The organism is Gilliamella sp. B14384G10 (assembly GCF_016101685.1).
In the GTDB taxonomy this organism is placed as follows: Bacteria; Pseudomonadota; Gammaproteobacteria; order Enterobacterales; family Orbaceae; genus Gilliamella; species Gilliamella apis_A.
In genome coordinates, this window is record NZ_JACFQA010000001.1 from 894,868 (window position 1) to 910,549 (window position 15,682).

Sequence of the window (15,682 nt, forward strand, 5' to 3'; positions counted from 1 at the left end):
TTAAAAAATTGTTATGATGTTACTAATGCGAATTTAGTTTTTTCCATTTCCTGATTTTAGTTCTAAAGGATTTAAATGGTGCAACTGAATTAATGTGGATAAATCGTGCCACAGGCCACGCTGAAGGATAAGGCTTAGTCCAATTGCGAGCATCTTTAGTAAAAAGCGTATTATCATCTAATGACTCAATCCAGCTATTCCAAGTAGCTAGTTTCTGTTTAAATAATTGGATCAGTTCTTGTAATGAATCATCTTGATAAATTTTATAAAAATGTTGGTATAATTCACCTAACTGATTCCATTTGTATCCTTCCGCTGGCAATATAGGCGTTTGCCCAGCAAGTTCAGCATCATCCCAAGATTTAACAAGATCTAACCATCCTAATTGATAAGCAATCATCTGGGCTGGCGTTCGATCAACACCTTCAATTAATTTATCTTTTTCCGCTTCGGTTAATCCACTGAATTCATCAATAAATAGCTTAGCTGTTTTATTAATTTCATCTAATAGTTGTTGTTTATTGGCGTAATTCATATCTGATTACCTTTCATCTTTATATCATTTTAATCAATCATATCAATACTATAGCTTCCGGTCAAAAGACATATTTAATCTGCACCAATTTAGACCATTCGATCAAATAAAGTGCGTTATCTATTTTTATTCATATTGTTTATAAGCTAAAAATACCACTATTCATCCTACACAATAAACGTCTATTGCTACTATAAAATATTGTATCTATAAGTTTATTAAATAAAAAACACAGTTCATCATCTATTTGGCATAACTTTTGCATTACCTTAAATAACAATAAATCACCACCAATTGTATGTTTAAAGAGGTATTACTATGTCAATAATGAGCAAATTAAATACATCCATTAAGTTAACTTGTCTAGCTGTTGGCTTATTCACGACTAATCTAATTTATGCGGCTGAAAATACCATTAAAATTGGTGTATTGCATTCACTTTCTGGCTCGATGGCAATTTCAGAAAGCACTTTGAAAGATACACTTTTAATGCTGGTAGATGAACAAAATAAAAAAGGTGGTGTGTTAGGTAAACAAATAGAAGCAGTGGTCGTCGATCCAGCATCAAATTGGAGTCTTTTTTCAGAAAAAGCACGAGAACTACTAGCAAAAGATAAAGTATCAGCGGTATTCGGCTGTTGGACATCGGTATCAAGAAAATCGGTATTACCTATCTTTGAAGAACTTAACGGTATTCTATTTTACCCAGTACAATATGAAGGAGAAGAATCCTCAAAAAATATCTTCTATACCGGCGCAGCACCAAATCAACAAGCCATTCCTGCTGTAGATTATTTGAAGAAAGAATTTAATATTGAACGTTGGGTTTTAGTGGGTACTGATTATGTTTATCCTAGAACGACTAACAAAATTTTAGAAACCTATCTTAAAGACCATTATGGTGTGAAAGATAGTGACATAATGATTAATTACACCCCATTTAGTCATTCTGATTGGCAATCTATTATTGCTGATATCAAAAAATTTGGCACAACAGGTAAAAAGACAGCCGTGATATCAACCATCAATGGTGATGCCAATGTTCCTTTTTATAAAGAATTATCTAACCAAGGTATTACAGCAAACCAACTTCCGGTCATTGCTTTTTCTGTAGGTGAGGAAGAATTATCAGGTATTGATACGGCTCCATTAGTCGGTCATTTAGCAGCATGGAATTATTTCCAATCACTTGATACTGACTTAAACAGTGAATTTATAGATAACTGGCATAGCTTTGCTAAAAGTGATAAACGGGTAACAAATGACCCGATGGAAGCCACATATATTGGATTTAATATGTGGGTAAAAGCGGTAGAAAAAGCAGGTACCGATGATCCAACCGCAGTTCAAAATGCATTAATAGGTGTAACAGTACCTAATTTATCTGGTAGTTATGCAGTAATGATGCCAAACCATCATATTACTAAACCTATTATGATTGGAGAAATTCAAAACGATGGTCAATTTGAAGTGGTATATAAGTCAGCAGGTACTATTGTTGGTGATGAATGGTCAGATTATTTACCTAGTTCTAAATCAATGATTGCTGATTGGCGAGCACCATTAGCATGCGGTAAATATGATGTAAGTAAAAAAGTTTGTCTAAAAGATTAATCATCTAAAGCCCAAAAATTATGCATGGTGAGTTATATCTCATCATTTCTCTGCAATAAAGATGCAAATGCAAAACGATTACTGGTTAATCAATATGACGAGCAGAAGCATAGGAATAAATAATGAAAAGAATGATATTGATTTGTCTGTTATGGATGATCGCCAATCTAGCAACAGCAGTACTACCAGAACATTTTGAGCAAAGACTAGCAAAAGGTTCACTAACTGAAAAACAACAATTAATCAGTGACATGATTAAGGAAAATAATGCAACAATACAGCCTCTTTTCAATGCATTAGTTGAGGGGAACTTATACTGGCTGGAGACCAATAGTACACTAGTTATAAAAAAGGATAATCAATTTGTTAATTGGAATAACAAGCAAGTACTGGATGTACCTAAAAATAAGTTTAAACGTATTGCGATTAACAATAATATTCGTCAATTAATTGCCGAATATCAACTTCAAATGAAGCTAAGTAGTAATACTATTCCAACAAGACGTATTGCAGCGAAAGAGCTTTTCGGACATATTCAATCACCATCACAAATGAATTTCATTGTTGAAAGGTTAGCTCAAGAACAAGATAGTGAAGTTAAACAGCGATTACTTGAAGCATTATCATTCGCAAAACTGACAAATTGCGATGAAAATGAATGTTTGGTTCTACTGACACAACTTAGTCAGGTGACTAACCCTATTTTTGTTCAGAAACTACAACAATTGACTACCACCAATGATTCACAAATAGTCAAAGATACGGCACAAAACCTACTTGATAAATTAACCCAAAAAAAAGCAATGTATGAAAAAACTGAACAAGTCTATTTTGGTATTAGTTTAGGTGCAGTACTCGTACTTGCTGCCATTGGACTCGCTATTACCTTTGGGGTTATGGGCGTGATTAATATGGCGCATGGTGAATTAATTATGATTGGCGCATATACCACATACGTGATGCAACAACTATTGCCTAACTATCCCGGCATAGCGTTAATTCTCTCTATCCCTGCTGCATTTTTGGTATGCGGTGCGGTAGGAATGTTAATAGAAATAAGCGTTATTAGATATCTATATGGTAGACCTCTCGAAACCTTATTAGCCACTTTTGGTATCAGTCTATTATTACAACAGTTATTCAGAACAATATTTTCACCGTTAAATAAAGCAATAATCACGCCGAGTTGGATGCAAGGTTCAATTCAGGTCAATGACTTTTTATCGCTCACGATTAATCGGCTATATGTTATTGGTTTTAGCTTAACCATTTTCATTATTTTGTTATTGATTATGAAAAAAACAGCTTTAGGACTTAATGTCAGAGCTATTTCGATGAATCCATTAATGGCAAGATGTTTAGGCGTTAAAGCCAGCTGGGTAAATGCGCTAACCTTTGGCCTTGGTTCCGGTATAGCTGGATTGGCAGGCGTTGCTCTTTCACAAATCACCAATGTCGGCCCAAATCTTGGTCAAAATTATATCATTGATTCATTCATGGTAGTGGTATTTGGTGGTGTTGGTAATTTATGGGGAACATTAATTGCTGGCTTAATTTTAGGGTTGGCCAATAAATTTTTAGAGCCAATTACTGGAGCCATGTTAGCTAAAATTGTGGTGCTGATTAGTTTAGTACTGTTTATTCAAAAACGACCTCGCGGTCTTTTCCCACTACGCGGTCGAGCTGTAGAGGGGTAAATATGTTAACAAAATATTTTAAACAAGATAATGGCGGTTATGTTCTATTTTGTCTAACTTTATTAGTCAGTTATTTAGTAATAGCTAATCTTTTTTTCCCAACTAATAGCCTATTTTATGTTGGTAATCAGACTATTATTTTAGTCAGTAAATATCTATGTTATGCCTTGCTTGCACTATCTGTTGATTTAGTTTGGGGATATTTAGGCATTTTAAGTTTAGGTCACGGTGCTTTTTTTGCACTGGGTGGCTATATGATGGGAATGTATTTGTCTGTACAGGGAGAAAATGGTTCGACCATTCTGCCTGATTTTGCCTCATTTATTAATTGGCAAAGTTTACCTTGGTATTGGCAAGGATCAGATAATTTTTTAATTACTTTGCTATTAATTATTCTAGTACCTGGATTATTAGCTTTTATATTCGGTTATATGACATTTCGTTCCCGTGTTTCTGGGGTTTACCTTTCAATAATTACACAAGCACTCACCTTTGCATTAATGCTAGCTTTTCAACGCAATGAGATGGGATTTGGGGGTGATAATGGTCTGACTAACTTTAAATATTTATTAGGTTTTTCAATCACCACTAACGGAATGCGGATAACATTATTACTTATCACGTTAATGGCTGTCATTATTAGTTATCTGATATGTTATCAATTAATCAAAAGTAAATTGGGTAAAGTAATTATTGCTATTCGAGATGCCGAACCACGCATTAGGTTTGTTGGATATCGAGTTAAAAATATCAAATTAGCTGTTTTTACGTTTTCAGCCGTATTAGCTGGTATTGCAGGAGCGTTATATGTGCCACAAGTAGGAATTATCACACCTATTGAATTTTTACCTTTAAATTCAATCGAAATTGTCGTTTGGGTTGCAGTCGGCGGACGAGCGACTTTATATGGCGCTATTGTTGGTGCATTTTTAGTTAATTATTGCAAATCACTTTTCACCGTATGGTTCCCTGACCAATGGCTATTTGCTTTAGGCCTTCTGTTTGTATTAGTTACTTTATTTCTTCCAAAAGGTATTGTTGGTTTAATCAATCTAACTATATCTAAAAAATACAAACTAAAACAATTGGAGGCAAATATATGAATAAAAAAAGTTTAAATAAAAAATTAAAATCTGCCTCTCCTTTGCTTAAAGACTTTGAAGCACTACCACAACCAGATTTGGATACCACTAAAGGTATTATTCTTTACTTGGAAGGCATTAATGTTAGTTTTGATAACTTTAAAGCGATTAATGATTTGAATCTTTATATTAAACAGGGTGAATTACGCTGCATTATTGGTCCTAATGGCGCAGGTAAAACGACAATGATGGATGTAATCACTGGTAAAACAAAACCACAAGCAGGCACAGCATGGTTTGGTCAAAAACTTAATTTATTAACTATGGATGAACCACAAATTTCCCAAGCCGGCATCGGTCGCAAATTTCAAAAACCGACTGTATTCGAAGCCTTAACTGTTAATGATAATTTAATGATAGCAAATGCTGGGGAAAAAACAGTTTGGCATACTCTTCGCCATCGAGTTAACAAGATAGAACAAGAACAAATAGATGAAATACTTCTACTAATCGGTTTAATGGACATGCGTCATGAATATGCAGCTATTTTATCTCATGGACAAAAACAGTGGTTGGAATTAGGGATGTTATTAATGCAAAAACCTCAACTACTATTAGTTGATGAACCTGTTGCCGGGATGACAACTCAAGAAATGGATAAAACCGCAGAATTATTAAACTCGTTAGCGGGCAAACATACGTTAATTGTTGTTGAACATGATATGGATTTCGTCAGACAAATTGCCAAAACTGTTTCAGTATTGCATCAAGGTTCAATACTAGCTGAAGGAAATATGGAACAAGTACAAAATAATCCTAAAGTAATTGAAGTCTATTTAGGACAATCTACTACTGGGAGGAACGTTAATGTTGCTTAAATTATCTAATGTCAATCAATTTTATGGACAAACGCACATTTTATGGGATATCGATCTGTGTTTAGCCAAAGGTAAATGTACATGTCTAATGGGACGTAATGGCGTTGGCAAAACTACTCTAGTACAGTCTATTATGGGAAATTTAAAAATCAAAAAAGGCAATATACAATTTAATGATACCGATATTACCCATAAATCTATCGAAACCCGCGCCTATATGGGAATAGGTTACGTTCCACAGGGTAGACAAATCTTTTCTCAACTAACTGTTGAAGAAAATCTACGTATTGGTTTAGCTGCTAAAAGATCCCGCTCAGCCAAAATACCTGATTTAGTTTATTCGTTATTCCCTGTATTAAAAGAGATGAAAAACCGTCGTGGCGGCGATCTATCTGGAGGACAACAACAACAATTAGCGATTGGAAGAGCTTTAGTTATTGAACCATCATTATTAATTTTAGATGAGCCAACAGAAGGTATTCAACCCAATATTGTACATGATATAGGCGATATCATTAATCGACTCAATCATGAATTAGGTTTAACTGTATTGTTAGTTGAACAAAAATTGCCTTTTATTCAGATGGTTGCTGATGATTTTTATTTACTTGACCGAGGACGAAATATCGCTAATGGCGCCTTACAACAACTAACACCAGATTTAATAAAAAATTATTTAACGGTATGATTCAAAATAATACAGCTCAAAAAAATGCTAATGGCTGGCTAGGTAAACTATCACTATCTTTTGCTAACCGTTTTGTAAATGGTGAACTACAGCGAACTGAGTTAGTTGATCGTCAACAACAAGGGCCTTTAACTATACAACGGCCATTCTATCCAGAAGGAAAACCTTGCCATATTTATTTACTCCATCCTCCAGGGGGGATTGTAGGTGGCGATAAACTTGAGCTGGATATTTTTTTAGATCACGATAGCCATCTATTAATGACTATGCCCGGAGCAAGTAAATTTTATCGCAGTCACGGCAATATTGCACAGCTAAAACAAAAATTTACTTTAGCGCCGAATAGTATTATTGAATGGTTACCCCAAGAAAATATTTTTTTTAATGGTACTAATGCTAATTTAACGACTGAATTTAATTTAACGTTAAATAGTCGATTGCTTGGATGGGAAACATTATGCTTTGGTCGACCGGTTATGCATGAAAAGTTTGGACAAGGCAATATCAAAAGCTGTTTAACAATTAATTTACCGGATGAATTAGGTCTTGATGAGCACTTAAAAATTATTGATGGTAATTGTGCTCCTATAGGTAATTACACATACAGTGCAACTTTATTTGCCTATCCGATTAATCTAGCCATTTTACAACAAGTGCAAAAAAGATTTGAAAATAGTACGGTTCCCATCGGAGCAACTGCTTTGGGACAATTATTAACCGTTCGCTTGCTAGCAAATGATAACCAAATTTGCCAACAATATTTACACCAATTATGGGCATTATTGCGTCCGTTAATTATCAATTTACCCGCATGTCCACCTCGAATTTGGGCAACCTAGCTTAATTATTATAAATGCAATGAGAAAATAACGATGAAACTAACTCCGAGAGAAAAAGACAAATTATTACTATTTACAGCGGCATTGGTTGCCGAAAGGCGAAAAGCACGAGGGGTAAAATTAAATTATCCTGAATCAATAGCACTGATTAGTGCCGCAATTTTAGAAGGCGCTAGAGATGGTTTAACCGTTACTGAATTAATGAATCTAGGACGAAAAGTCTTAACGCGTAACGACGTAATGGAGGGAATTGCCGATATGATCCAAGATGTTCAGGTTGAAGCAACATTTCCTGATGGGACTAAATTAGTTACTGTTCATAATCCTATTATTTAAAAGGTAAATTATATGATTCCAGGCCAAGTGATTGTACAAGCGGGTAATATTGAATTAAACAAAAATCGCAAAACCATTCAAATAACAGTTGCTAATCATAGTGATAGACCTATTCAAATAGGCTCTCATTATCATTTTTTCGAGGTTAATCCAGCCTTAAAATTTGAGCGTGCCATTAGTTATGGATATCGCTTAGATATTGCAGCCGGTACTGCTGTACGGTTTGAGCCTGGGCAAAGCCGTACTGTAGTGTTAGTTGAACTAGCTGGTAAAAGGCAAGTGTATGGATTCCAAGGTGCTGTAATGGGTGTATTAGATGATAAAGGAATTGAAAATGAGTAATATTTCTAGACAAGCGTATGCAGAAATGTTTGGCCCAACCACAGGAGATAAAGTTCGCTTAGCCGATACCGATTTATGGATACAAGTTGAAAAAGATTTCACTACTTACGGCGAAGAAGTTAAATTTGGTGGTGGGAAAGTAATCCGTGATGGTATGGGACAAAGCCAATTATGTGCAGATTTGGTTGCCGATGTTGTAATAACCAATGCTTTAATCATTGATTATTGGGGAATTGTTAAAGCTGATATTGGTATTAAAAATGGACGTATTTTAGCTATTGGTAAAGCGGGAAATCCCGATATACAACCAGATATAACCATCGCTATTGGTGCTAGCACTGAAATTATTGCTGGCGAAAATAGCATTGTTACAGCAGGCGGAATTGACTCTCATATCCATTTCATTTGCCCACAACAAGCTGAAGAGGCTATATGTTCAGGAATAACTACATTTATAGGTGGTGGTACCGGCCCAGCAACGGGAACAAACGCAACCACGTGTACACCAGGTAAGTGGCATATCGAAAAAATGTTACAAGCTTGTGATAATTTACCTGTAAATGTTGGGTTATTAGCTAAAGGGAATTGCAGTGTTATTGAGCCATTAATCGAACAAGTCAATGCCGGCGCTATTGGCTTAAAATTACATGAAGATTGGGGCTCAACACCACAAGCAATAAGTAATTGCCTTGATGTAGCCGATAAGATGGATGTACAAGTAGCTATTCATACCGATACTTTAAATGAATCTGGCTTTGTAGAAGACACCCTTGCTGCCATTGGTGAGCGAACCATTCACACTTATCATACGGAAGGGGCTGGAGGTGGCCATGCACCCGATATTATAAAAGCCTGTGGTTATGCTAATATTTTACCTTCCTCCACAAATCCTACACGTCCTTATACTATCAATACTATTGATGAACATTTAGATATGTTGATGGTTTGTCATCACTTAGATGCTGGAATTGCAGAAGATGTTGCTTTTGCCGAATCAAGGATACGCAGAGAAACTATTGCTGCCGAAGACATATTACATGATTTAGGTGCATTTTCTATGATTTCATCAGACTCTCAGGCCATGGGACGAGTGGGAGAGGTTATCATAAGAACATGGCAAACTGCTCATAAAATGAAAACGCAACGTGGCCCATTATATCCAGATAATCAACAGAATGATAATTTTAGAGTTAAACGTTATCTAGCTAAATACACTATAAATCCAGCGATTACCCATGGTATAAGCCATGAAGTAGGTTCTATTGAAGTAGGAAAATTAGCCGATTTAGTCATTTGGCAACCTGCTTTTTTTGGCATAAAACCAAGTTTAATTATTAAAGCGGGAATGATTGCTTACGCCGAAATGGGTGATGTTAATGCATCAATTCCCACACCACAACCCGTACACTATCGCCCTATGTTTGCTAGCTTAGGAAAAGCAGGTTTTTTATCTAGAATGACATTTATTTCACAAACAGCTGCCGATTTAAATGTAGCAAAAAACTTGGGATTAAAAAGTTTGATTGGTGTGGCAAAAAATTGCCGTCAGATTAAAAAACAAGACATGATCCATAACTCATGGCAACCCAATATTGAAGTGGATGCCCAAACCTATGAAGTAAAGGCCGATAACAATCTATTGAGTTGTGAAGCTGCATTTATCTTACCAATGGCACAGAGATACTTTTTATTTTAATAAATTGAGAACATAACATCATGATAATTTTAACAAAGATACTTACTAAACCATTAACAAAAACACAATTACAGTCTGTCAAAGACCGTACTAAATTAGATATTGATAGCCGAATAAAAAGCCGCAGCAAAATAGTGCTTAATAGTGGTCAGGAAGCCGGTGTTATATTACCTAGAGGTTTATTAATTCGTGGTGGTGATTATCTTGCAACAGAGGATGAATCAATAATTATTGAAGTATTGGCTGCAAACGAAAATGTATCCACAGCCTACTGCAATGATAAATTGTTGTTAGCCAGAGCATGTTATCATTTAGGTAATCGTCATGTTCCATTACAAATTGCTACAGACTTTGTTCGTTATCAACATGATCATGTGTTGGATGAAATGCTAACACAATTAGGAATTAAAGTACTGGTTGAACAAGCTCCATTTGAACCGGAAGCTGGAGCCTATCAAAGTAGTGCTATTGGCCACCATCATCATTAAGATAAAAAACATGCTGCAATATTTACGTAACTTACAATTAGCCAGTGCAAATTTACCTGTTGGGGGATTCACCTATTCTCAAGGATTAGAATGGGCAGTTGAAGCCAAATGGGTAACTAATCAAATCGAAACCAAAGATTGGCTAATACAGCAAATGTATAGCACATTGCGCTTTTGTGACTTACCTATTTTGGCTCGACTACATCAATGTACTATTAACCAAGATGAACAAGGTTTTAGTTATTGGACTAGAAATTTACTACGTCAACGAGAAACAAGTGAATTAAGACTTGAAGAACAGCAACGAGGAAAAGCCTTTTTTCGATTCCTGGAAGGATTAGGGTTTATTCATCCATGGCAAAATTTATTAATACAGTCACAAGTTGCCGGATTTGCTTGGTATGGTGCGACAAATAAAATGTCGTTAGAAGATATACAAATAAGCTGGAGTTACAGTTGGCTCGAAAGCAACATTATGGCGGCAATCAAATTAGTACCTTTAGGACAGCAAGCAGGACAACAGCTGATTTATCAATTATCAACATTATTACCTTCAATTATTAAGCAAGCAAATGATGTTAAAGATGATGATATTGGCGCAGGATCGCCTTTAGTAGCTATTGCCAGTAGTTGTCACGAAACACAGTACTCAAGACTGTTTCGATCATAAATTAAGCTCATAAAATTATAGAAAAAAGAGAAGAGAATATGAATACCATTACACATACACCGCTAAGAATTGGCGTTGGCGGACCGGTAGGATCAGGAAAAACGGCCCTACTTGAAATGCTATGTAAAACAATGCGCAACAAATATCAATTAGCCGTTGTCACTAACGACATTTATACAAAAGAAGATCAGCGAATATTAACCGATGCAAAAGCATTAGATCCCGAACGTATTGTTGGTGTTGAAACTGGTGGTTGCCCACATACAGCAATTCGCGAAGATGCATCAATGAATTTAGCTGCAGTTGAGGGATTAATGGAAATGTTTCCACATCTAGATATTATTTTTATCGAAAGTGGAGGAGACAATCTTAGTGCAACTTTTAGTCCTGAATTGGCCGATCTGACTATCTATGTCATTGATGTTGCTGAAGGAGAAAAAATTCCACGAAAAGGAGGTCCTGGTATAACTAAATCAGACTTTTTAGTCATTAATAAAATTGATCTCGCACCGTATGTCGGTGCTTCTTTAGCTGTGATGGAATCTGATACCAATAAAATGCGCATTGATAAACCATGGGCATTTACTAATTTACGGACGAAACAAGGATTAGATAAAGTCATTGAATTTATTGAAACCAATGGTTTATTTAAATAAGTTTATCGCATTCCCAACATTATCCAGATAAATAATGTTGGGGAAGTTAAGAACCAAGCAGAAACATTTAACCTAGCAATTAATAAGCTTAAATTAAATTTTTAATAACAAGTTAACGTAATTATTTTTCTTTATGTTGAAGATGCTTTAATTCTTCATCAATAAAATATCTAACTAAATTAGCATACAATTCTTTAATGATATCACCATCGAGACCTAACTCATCAGCCCAAAGCTTACGTTGCTCAAGCATACTATTAAAACGTTCTTTAGCTTGAACATCGATAGCATTTTTTTTGAACTGACTGGCTGCTTTAACATAGTCAAAACGAATTGCTAGTAATTGAATTACCAGATGATCGATATTATCAATTTCCGCGCGAATATCATTCATATCACGACATTCATTTGCTAAGACATTTGGATGGTATTGAAACATATAGTGTGGCCGATAATTGATAGTTTTACTATCTTAGCACTGTATAAATATTGCTAAAAGGATTTAAATTGCAGAATTTGGAATTGGTGGAGCCAAGGGGGATCGAACCCCTGACCTCAACGCTGCCAGCGTTGCGCTCTCCCAGCTGAGCTATGGCCCCTAAAGGGATAAAAAACTGTGGCTAATAATATGCAACTAGTTAAAGGGTGTCAAATAATTTAATATTATTTGCTCAAAAAACAAGCTAACAAAGCTCTGTCAGTCTATGACAGAGCTTAAATGATTAACGTAAAATTGCGTTTTGATCCGCGCCTTCTGCTTCAACTTTTGGTGGCATAAAGTGTTCACGTTTCACACCTAATTTAAGCGACATATATGCTGCTACATAAATTGATGAAATTGTACCTAACACAATACCAACCCCTAATGTTTCAGAGAAACCTTTTAACATTGAACCACCGAAGATATATAAGATAATAACAACGGCTAACGTTGTGCCAGATGTCATTAAGGTTCGATGTAATGTTTGGGTTAACGAAATGTTGATAACATCATATGGCGACGCACGTCGTATTTTTCTAAAATTCTCACGAATTCGGTCGAATACAACGATAGTATCATTAAGAGAATAACCAATGATAGATAACATTGCTGCAATAATGGTTAAATCCAACTCACGATCAAAGAGTGATAAATAACCAGCGGTAATAACCACGTCATGCGCTAATGCTACAACAGCACCAGTACCAAATCGCCATTCAAATCGAAATGCAATATAGATTAAGATACAAATTAATGCGGCGCAGATCGCCAAAATACCATCTTGAGCTAATTCAGAACCAACCGTAGGACCAACGAATTCAACTCGCTTAATTTCAGCATTACTATCAATATCTTTATGTACTAAATTAGAGATTTTAGTACCTAATGCATTATCAATTGCAGATGATGCACTACTCTCATTTTGATTGGCGGTGGCTAATCGGATAATAATATCTTTACTGCTACCATAATACTGAACGACTGGCTCATGATAACCTGCATCACGTAAACTATTACGTAAATCATCAAGATTTACAGCTTTAGTTACTGTCAGTTCAACGGTGGTACCACCGGTAAAATCCTGTCCAAGATTAAAGCCTTTAACAAGAATAACCACAAATGAAACAACAACCAATAACATTGAGATAACAAAAGCAATAAAGCCAAATTTTAAAAAGTCGAGTACTCTTCGTCCATGATTTAGTTCTCTAACATCATGATTTTCTTTTTTATTAATAGTCACAATAAACCTCTAAATTGATAACTTATTGACGCGACGACCACCATAAATAAGATTGGCCAGAGCTCGAGTCCCTACGATCGAGGTAAACATCGATGTTACAATACCGATACCTAATGTAATGGCAAAGCCTTTGATAGAACCTGTACCTACTGCATAAAGAATAATCGCAGTTATCAATGTAGTAATATTGGCGTCAAAAATACTACTCCAAGCACCAGCATAACCTTCGTTAATTGCATGTTGGACACCTCGACCATTACTGAGCTCTTCTTTTATACGCTCATTAATTAAAACATTCGCATCGACCGCCATACCTACAGTTAGTACGATACCTGCAATCCCTGGCATACTTAATGTTGCTCCAGGTAATAAAGACATTGCACCAACAATTAAAATTAAGTTTGCAACTAATGCAAGACTAGCAAATACACCAAATAGACGATATACCACTAACATAAAGATTACCGAAATTAATAATCCCCATACACAAGATTCTAAACCTTGAGTGATATTTTCTTGCCCCATTGATGGCCCAACGGTGCGTTCTTCGATTATTTGGATCGGCGCAATCAAGGCTCCTGCTCTTAATAATAGTGATAAATTTCTAGCTTCATCAACACTACTAATCCCAGTTACTTGGAATCGGTCACTAAAAATACCTTGGATCGTTGCTACATTGATAACTCTCTCTTGTTTTTCAAGAATAGGTTTATCATTTTCATCACGTTTTCCAGTATCTTTATATTCAACAAATAATGTTGCCATTGCTTTTTTCAGATGTTTCTGCGTGAAATCAAGCATGGTTTTGCCACCAGCACTATCTAAGTTAATAGAAACTTCTGGTTGGCTATATTCATTTACTCTAAATGAAGAATCGGTAATATGATCACCGGTTAATACCACACGTTTATAAAGTAAGACCGGACGACCATTTTCCATATATTTTATTTCAGAACCATATGGAACACGCATTTCACCTTTTAAAATAGCTTCTAAGTTAGTTGAACCATCTTCATTTACTTGCCTAAACTCAAGGGTTGCAGTTGCACCTAAAATTCGTTTCGCTAATGCAGTATCTTGAATACCAGGTAACTCAACAACAATACGATCAGAGCCTTGACGTTGAACAATTGGTTCAGCAACACCTAATTGATTAACACGATTACGTAAAATGGTAGTATTTTGTTGTACAGCATCACTTTTAGCTTGTTGCAGGCGCTGTTGGCTAACACTAATAACGATGCTATTTTCACTTTGCGAAGTTAATTCATAATCTAGCAATCCATTAATTTTAGTAATAGCTTTGTTTCGATCTTCTGTATTATCGAATTGCATTAAGATTTGTTGATTACTACTTTTATTTAATGCTTTGTAATTTAAATTATTTTTATTGAACTCTGCTTTTAAATTTTCAATCGATTGTTCTGTCAATTTACTTAACGCAGTAGTCATATCTACTTCCATTAAGAAATGCACACCGCCACGCAAATCGAGCCCTAATTTCATGGGTTCGGCACCAATCATCGTTAACCATGATGGTGTTGCAGGCGCTAGATTTAGTGCAACAGTATAATCATCACCTAATTCTTGTGATATTAATTCCTTAGCTTTCAGCTGAGTATCATTATCACTTAAACGAATTAAAATAGATTTATTTTCATAAACCAGTGATTTAGGTTCAATTTGATTTTTCACCAAAAGTTGTTTGACTTTATCTTGCGTAGCAACATTAATTTCGGCACTATTTGAACCTGAAATTTGTATAGCGGGATCTTCACCATAAATATTTGGAAGAGCATAAAGTAGGCCGACGCATATCACGACGACCAACATAATGTACTTCCACAAAGGATAGCGATTTAGCACGACATATTCTCTTGTGGGATTAGATAATTAATACAATGAATTATAATAGGAAAATCTATTATAATGATTTCATTGTTCCTTTTGGTAATACTGATGTGATGAAGTCACGTTTGATAACAACTTCAGTTGTATCATTTAACTCTAACACAATATAACCATTTTCATTAACTTTTGATACTCGACCAATAAGTCCACCATTAGTTAATACTTCATCACCTTTTGAGATAGAAGCCATTAACTCTCGATGTGCTTTAGCACGTTTTTGTTGTGGACGCATAATCATAAAATAGAAAAATAGTCCAAACACGACTAACATGATAGGTAAAAAATAAGGATTTGCTTCAGCACTAGCACCATCAGCTGCGTATGCATTAGAAATAAAAAAGTCCATATTGGTCCTCTTAATGTATATAAAAATATTAAAGTGCAGAATTATAACACAATAAATAAATCGATTATTAACTATTTCTTGCCAATATCTTTTAAGTCAACAACAAATATCGTTATTATTAACTATTTTATTCAATTAACTAAATAAATACAGTACCCACTAACAATCAACCAGCAAAAA

At 35.3% G+C, this 15,682-nt stretch carries 17 protein-coding genes and 1 tRNA gene; 12 read left to right on the forward strand and 6 right to left on the reverse strand.

Going from position 1 to position 15,682, the window contains the following annotated elements:
* Window positions 1-22: 22 nt before the first annotated feature.
* Entirely contained in the window at window positions 23-535 is a 513-nt protein-coding gene (locus tag H3T54_RS04010; protein WP_110447098.1) for a ClbS/DfsB family four-helix bundle protein, read from the reverse strand.
* Window positions 536-853: 318 nt separating this feature from the next.
* Here H3T54_RS04010 and urtA point away from each other — a divergent pair, with 318 nt between their 5' ends.
* The 12 genes from urtA (at window position 854) to ureG (ending at window position 11,521) form a co-directional block, all read left to right on the forward strand.
* Window positions 854-2,149, forward strand: coding sequence for an urea ABC transporter substrate-binding protein (urtA, locus tag H3T54_RS04015; RefSeq protein ID WP_370527338.1), 1,296 nt, complete (start codon window positions 854-856; stop codon window positions 2,147-2,149).
* Between the two features lie 122 nt (window positions 2,150-2,271).
* Window positions 2,272-3,846: an urea ABC transporter permease subunit UrtB gene (gene urtB / locus H3T54_RS04020; protein ID WP_198221046.1), complete on the forward strand. Its 1,575-nt coding sequence runs from the start codon at window positions 2,272-2,274 to the stop codon at window positions 3,844-3,846.
* Between the two features lie 2 nt (window positions 3,847-3,848).
* On the forward strand, window positions 3,849-4,949 hold the full coding sequence (urtC, locus tag H3T54_RS04025; protein WP_198221048.1) for an urea ABC transporter permease subunit UrtC: 1,101 nt from the start codon (window positions 3,849-3,851) through the stop codon (window positions 4,947-4,949).
* On the forward strand, window positions 4,946-5,806 hold the full coding sequence (urtD, locus tag H3T54_RS04030; protein ID WP_198221050.1) for an urea ABC transporter ATP-binding protein UrtD: 861 nt from the start codon (window positions 4,946-4,948) through the stop codon (window positions 5,804-5,806). Before urtC ends, urtD begins: the two co-directional genes overlap by 4 nt.
* Entirely contained in the window at window positions 5,799-6,494 is a 696-nt protein-coding gene (urtE, locus tag H3T54_RS04035; protein WP_086359547.1) for an urea ABC transporter ATP-binding subunit UrtE, read from the forward strand. The genes urtD and urtE overlap by 8 nt, the downstream gene beginning before the upstream one ends.
* Window positions 6,491-7,333, forward strand: a complete 843-nt coding sequence (locus H3T54_RS04040; protein WP_198221052.1) for an urease accessory protein UreD — start codon at window positions 6,491-6,493, stop codon at window positions 7,331-7,333. Before urtE ends, H3T54_RS04040 begins: the two co-directional genes overlap by 4 nt.
* A 33-nt stretch (window positions 7,334-7,366) precedes the next feature.
* Window positions 7,367-7,669: an urease subunit gamma gene (gene ureA / locus H3T54_RS04045; RefSeq protein WP_086363101.1), complete on the forward strand. Its 303-nt coding sequence runs from the start codon at window positions 7,367-7,369 to the stop codon at window positions 7,667-7,669.
* 12 nt (window positions 7,670-7,681) lie between these two features.
* Entirely contained in the window at window positions 7,682-8,011 is a 330-nt protein-coding gene (locus H3T54_RS04050) for an urease subunit beta (protein ID WP_198221054.1), read from the forward strand.
* Complete coding sequence (gene ureC / locus H3T54_RS04055) at window positions 8,004-9,707, forward strand: urease subunit alpha (protein ID WP_198221056.1); 1,704 nt, start codon at window positions 8,004-8,006, stop codon at window positions 9,705-9,707. Before H3T54_RS04050 ends, ureC begins: the two co-directional genes overlap by 8 nt.
* A 20-nt stretch (window positions 9,708-9,727) precedes the next feature.
* Complete coding sequence (gene ureE, locus H3T54_RS04060) at window positions 9,728-10,195, forward strand: urease accessory protein UreE (protein WP_198221059.1); 468 nt, start codon at window positions 9,728-9,730, stop codon at window positions 10,193-10,195.
* Between the two features lies 1 nt (window position 10,196).
* Window positions 10,197-10,865 carry an urease accessory protein UreF gene (locus H3T54_RS04065; protein ID WP_370527345.1) on the forward strand — a complete coding sequence of 223 codons (669 nt, stop codon included), beginning with the start codon at window positions 10,197-10,199 and terminating at the stop codon, window positions 10,863-10,865.
* A 38-nt stretch (window positions 10,866-10,903) separates the two neighbouring features.
* Complete coding sequence (ureG, locus tag H3T54_RS04070) at window positions 10,904-11,521, forward strand: urease accessory protein UreG (protein WP_086359531.1); 618 nt, start codon at window positions 10,904-10,906, stop codon at window positions 11,519-11,521.
* A 121-nt stretch (window positions 11,522-11,642) separates the two neighbouring features.
* Here the strand turns inward: ureG and H3T54_RS04075 are convergent, their stop codons facing one another.
* The 5 genes from H3T54_RS04075 to yajC form a co-directional block, all read right to left on the reverse strand.
* Window positions 11,643-11,960, reverse strand: a complete 318-nt coding sequence (locus tag H3T54_RS04075) for a chorismate mutase (protein ID WP_198221061.1) — start codon at window positions 11,958-11,960, stop codon at window positions 11,643-11,645.
* Window positions 11,961-12,044: 84 nt separating this feature from the next.
* Window positions 12,045-12,120 (reverse strand) — tRNA-Ala (locus H3T54_RS04080).
* A gap of 123 nt (window positions 12,121-12,243) precedes the next feature.
* Window positions 12,244-13,239: a protein translocase subunit SecF gene (secF, locus tag H3T54_RS04085; protein WP_110448012.1), complete on the reverse strand. Its 996-nt coding sequence runs from the start codon at window positions 13,237-13,239 to the stop codon at window positions 12,244-12,246.
* A gap of 15 nt (window positions 13,240-13,254) precedes the next feature.
* Window positions 13,255-15,111 (reverse strand): protein translocase subunit SecD, encoded by a 1,857-nt coding sequence (secD, locus tag H3T54_RS04090; protein WP_198201022.1) that lies wholly within the window; start codon window positions 15,109-15,111, stop codon window positions 13,255-13,257.
* Between the two features lie 58 nt (window positions 15,112-15,169).
* Window positions 15,170-15,502, reverse strand: coding sequence for a preprotein translocase subunit YajC (yajC, locus tag H3T54_RS04095; RefSeq protein WP_086359534.1), 333 nt, complete (start codon window positions 15,500-15,502; stop codon window positions 15,170-15,172).
* Window positions 15,503-15,682: the final 180 nt, after the last annotated feature.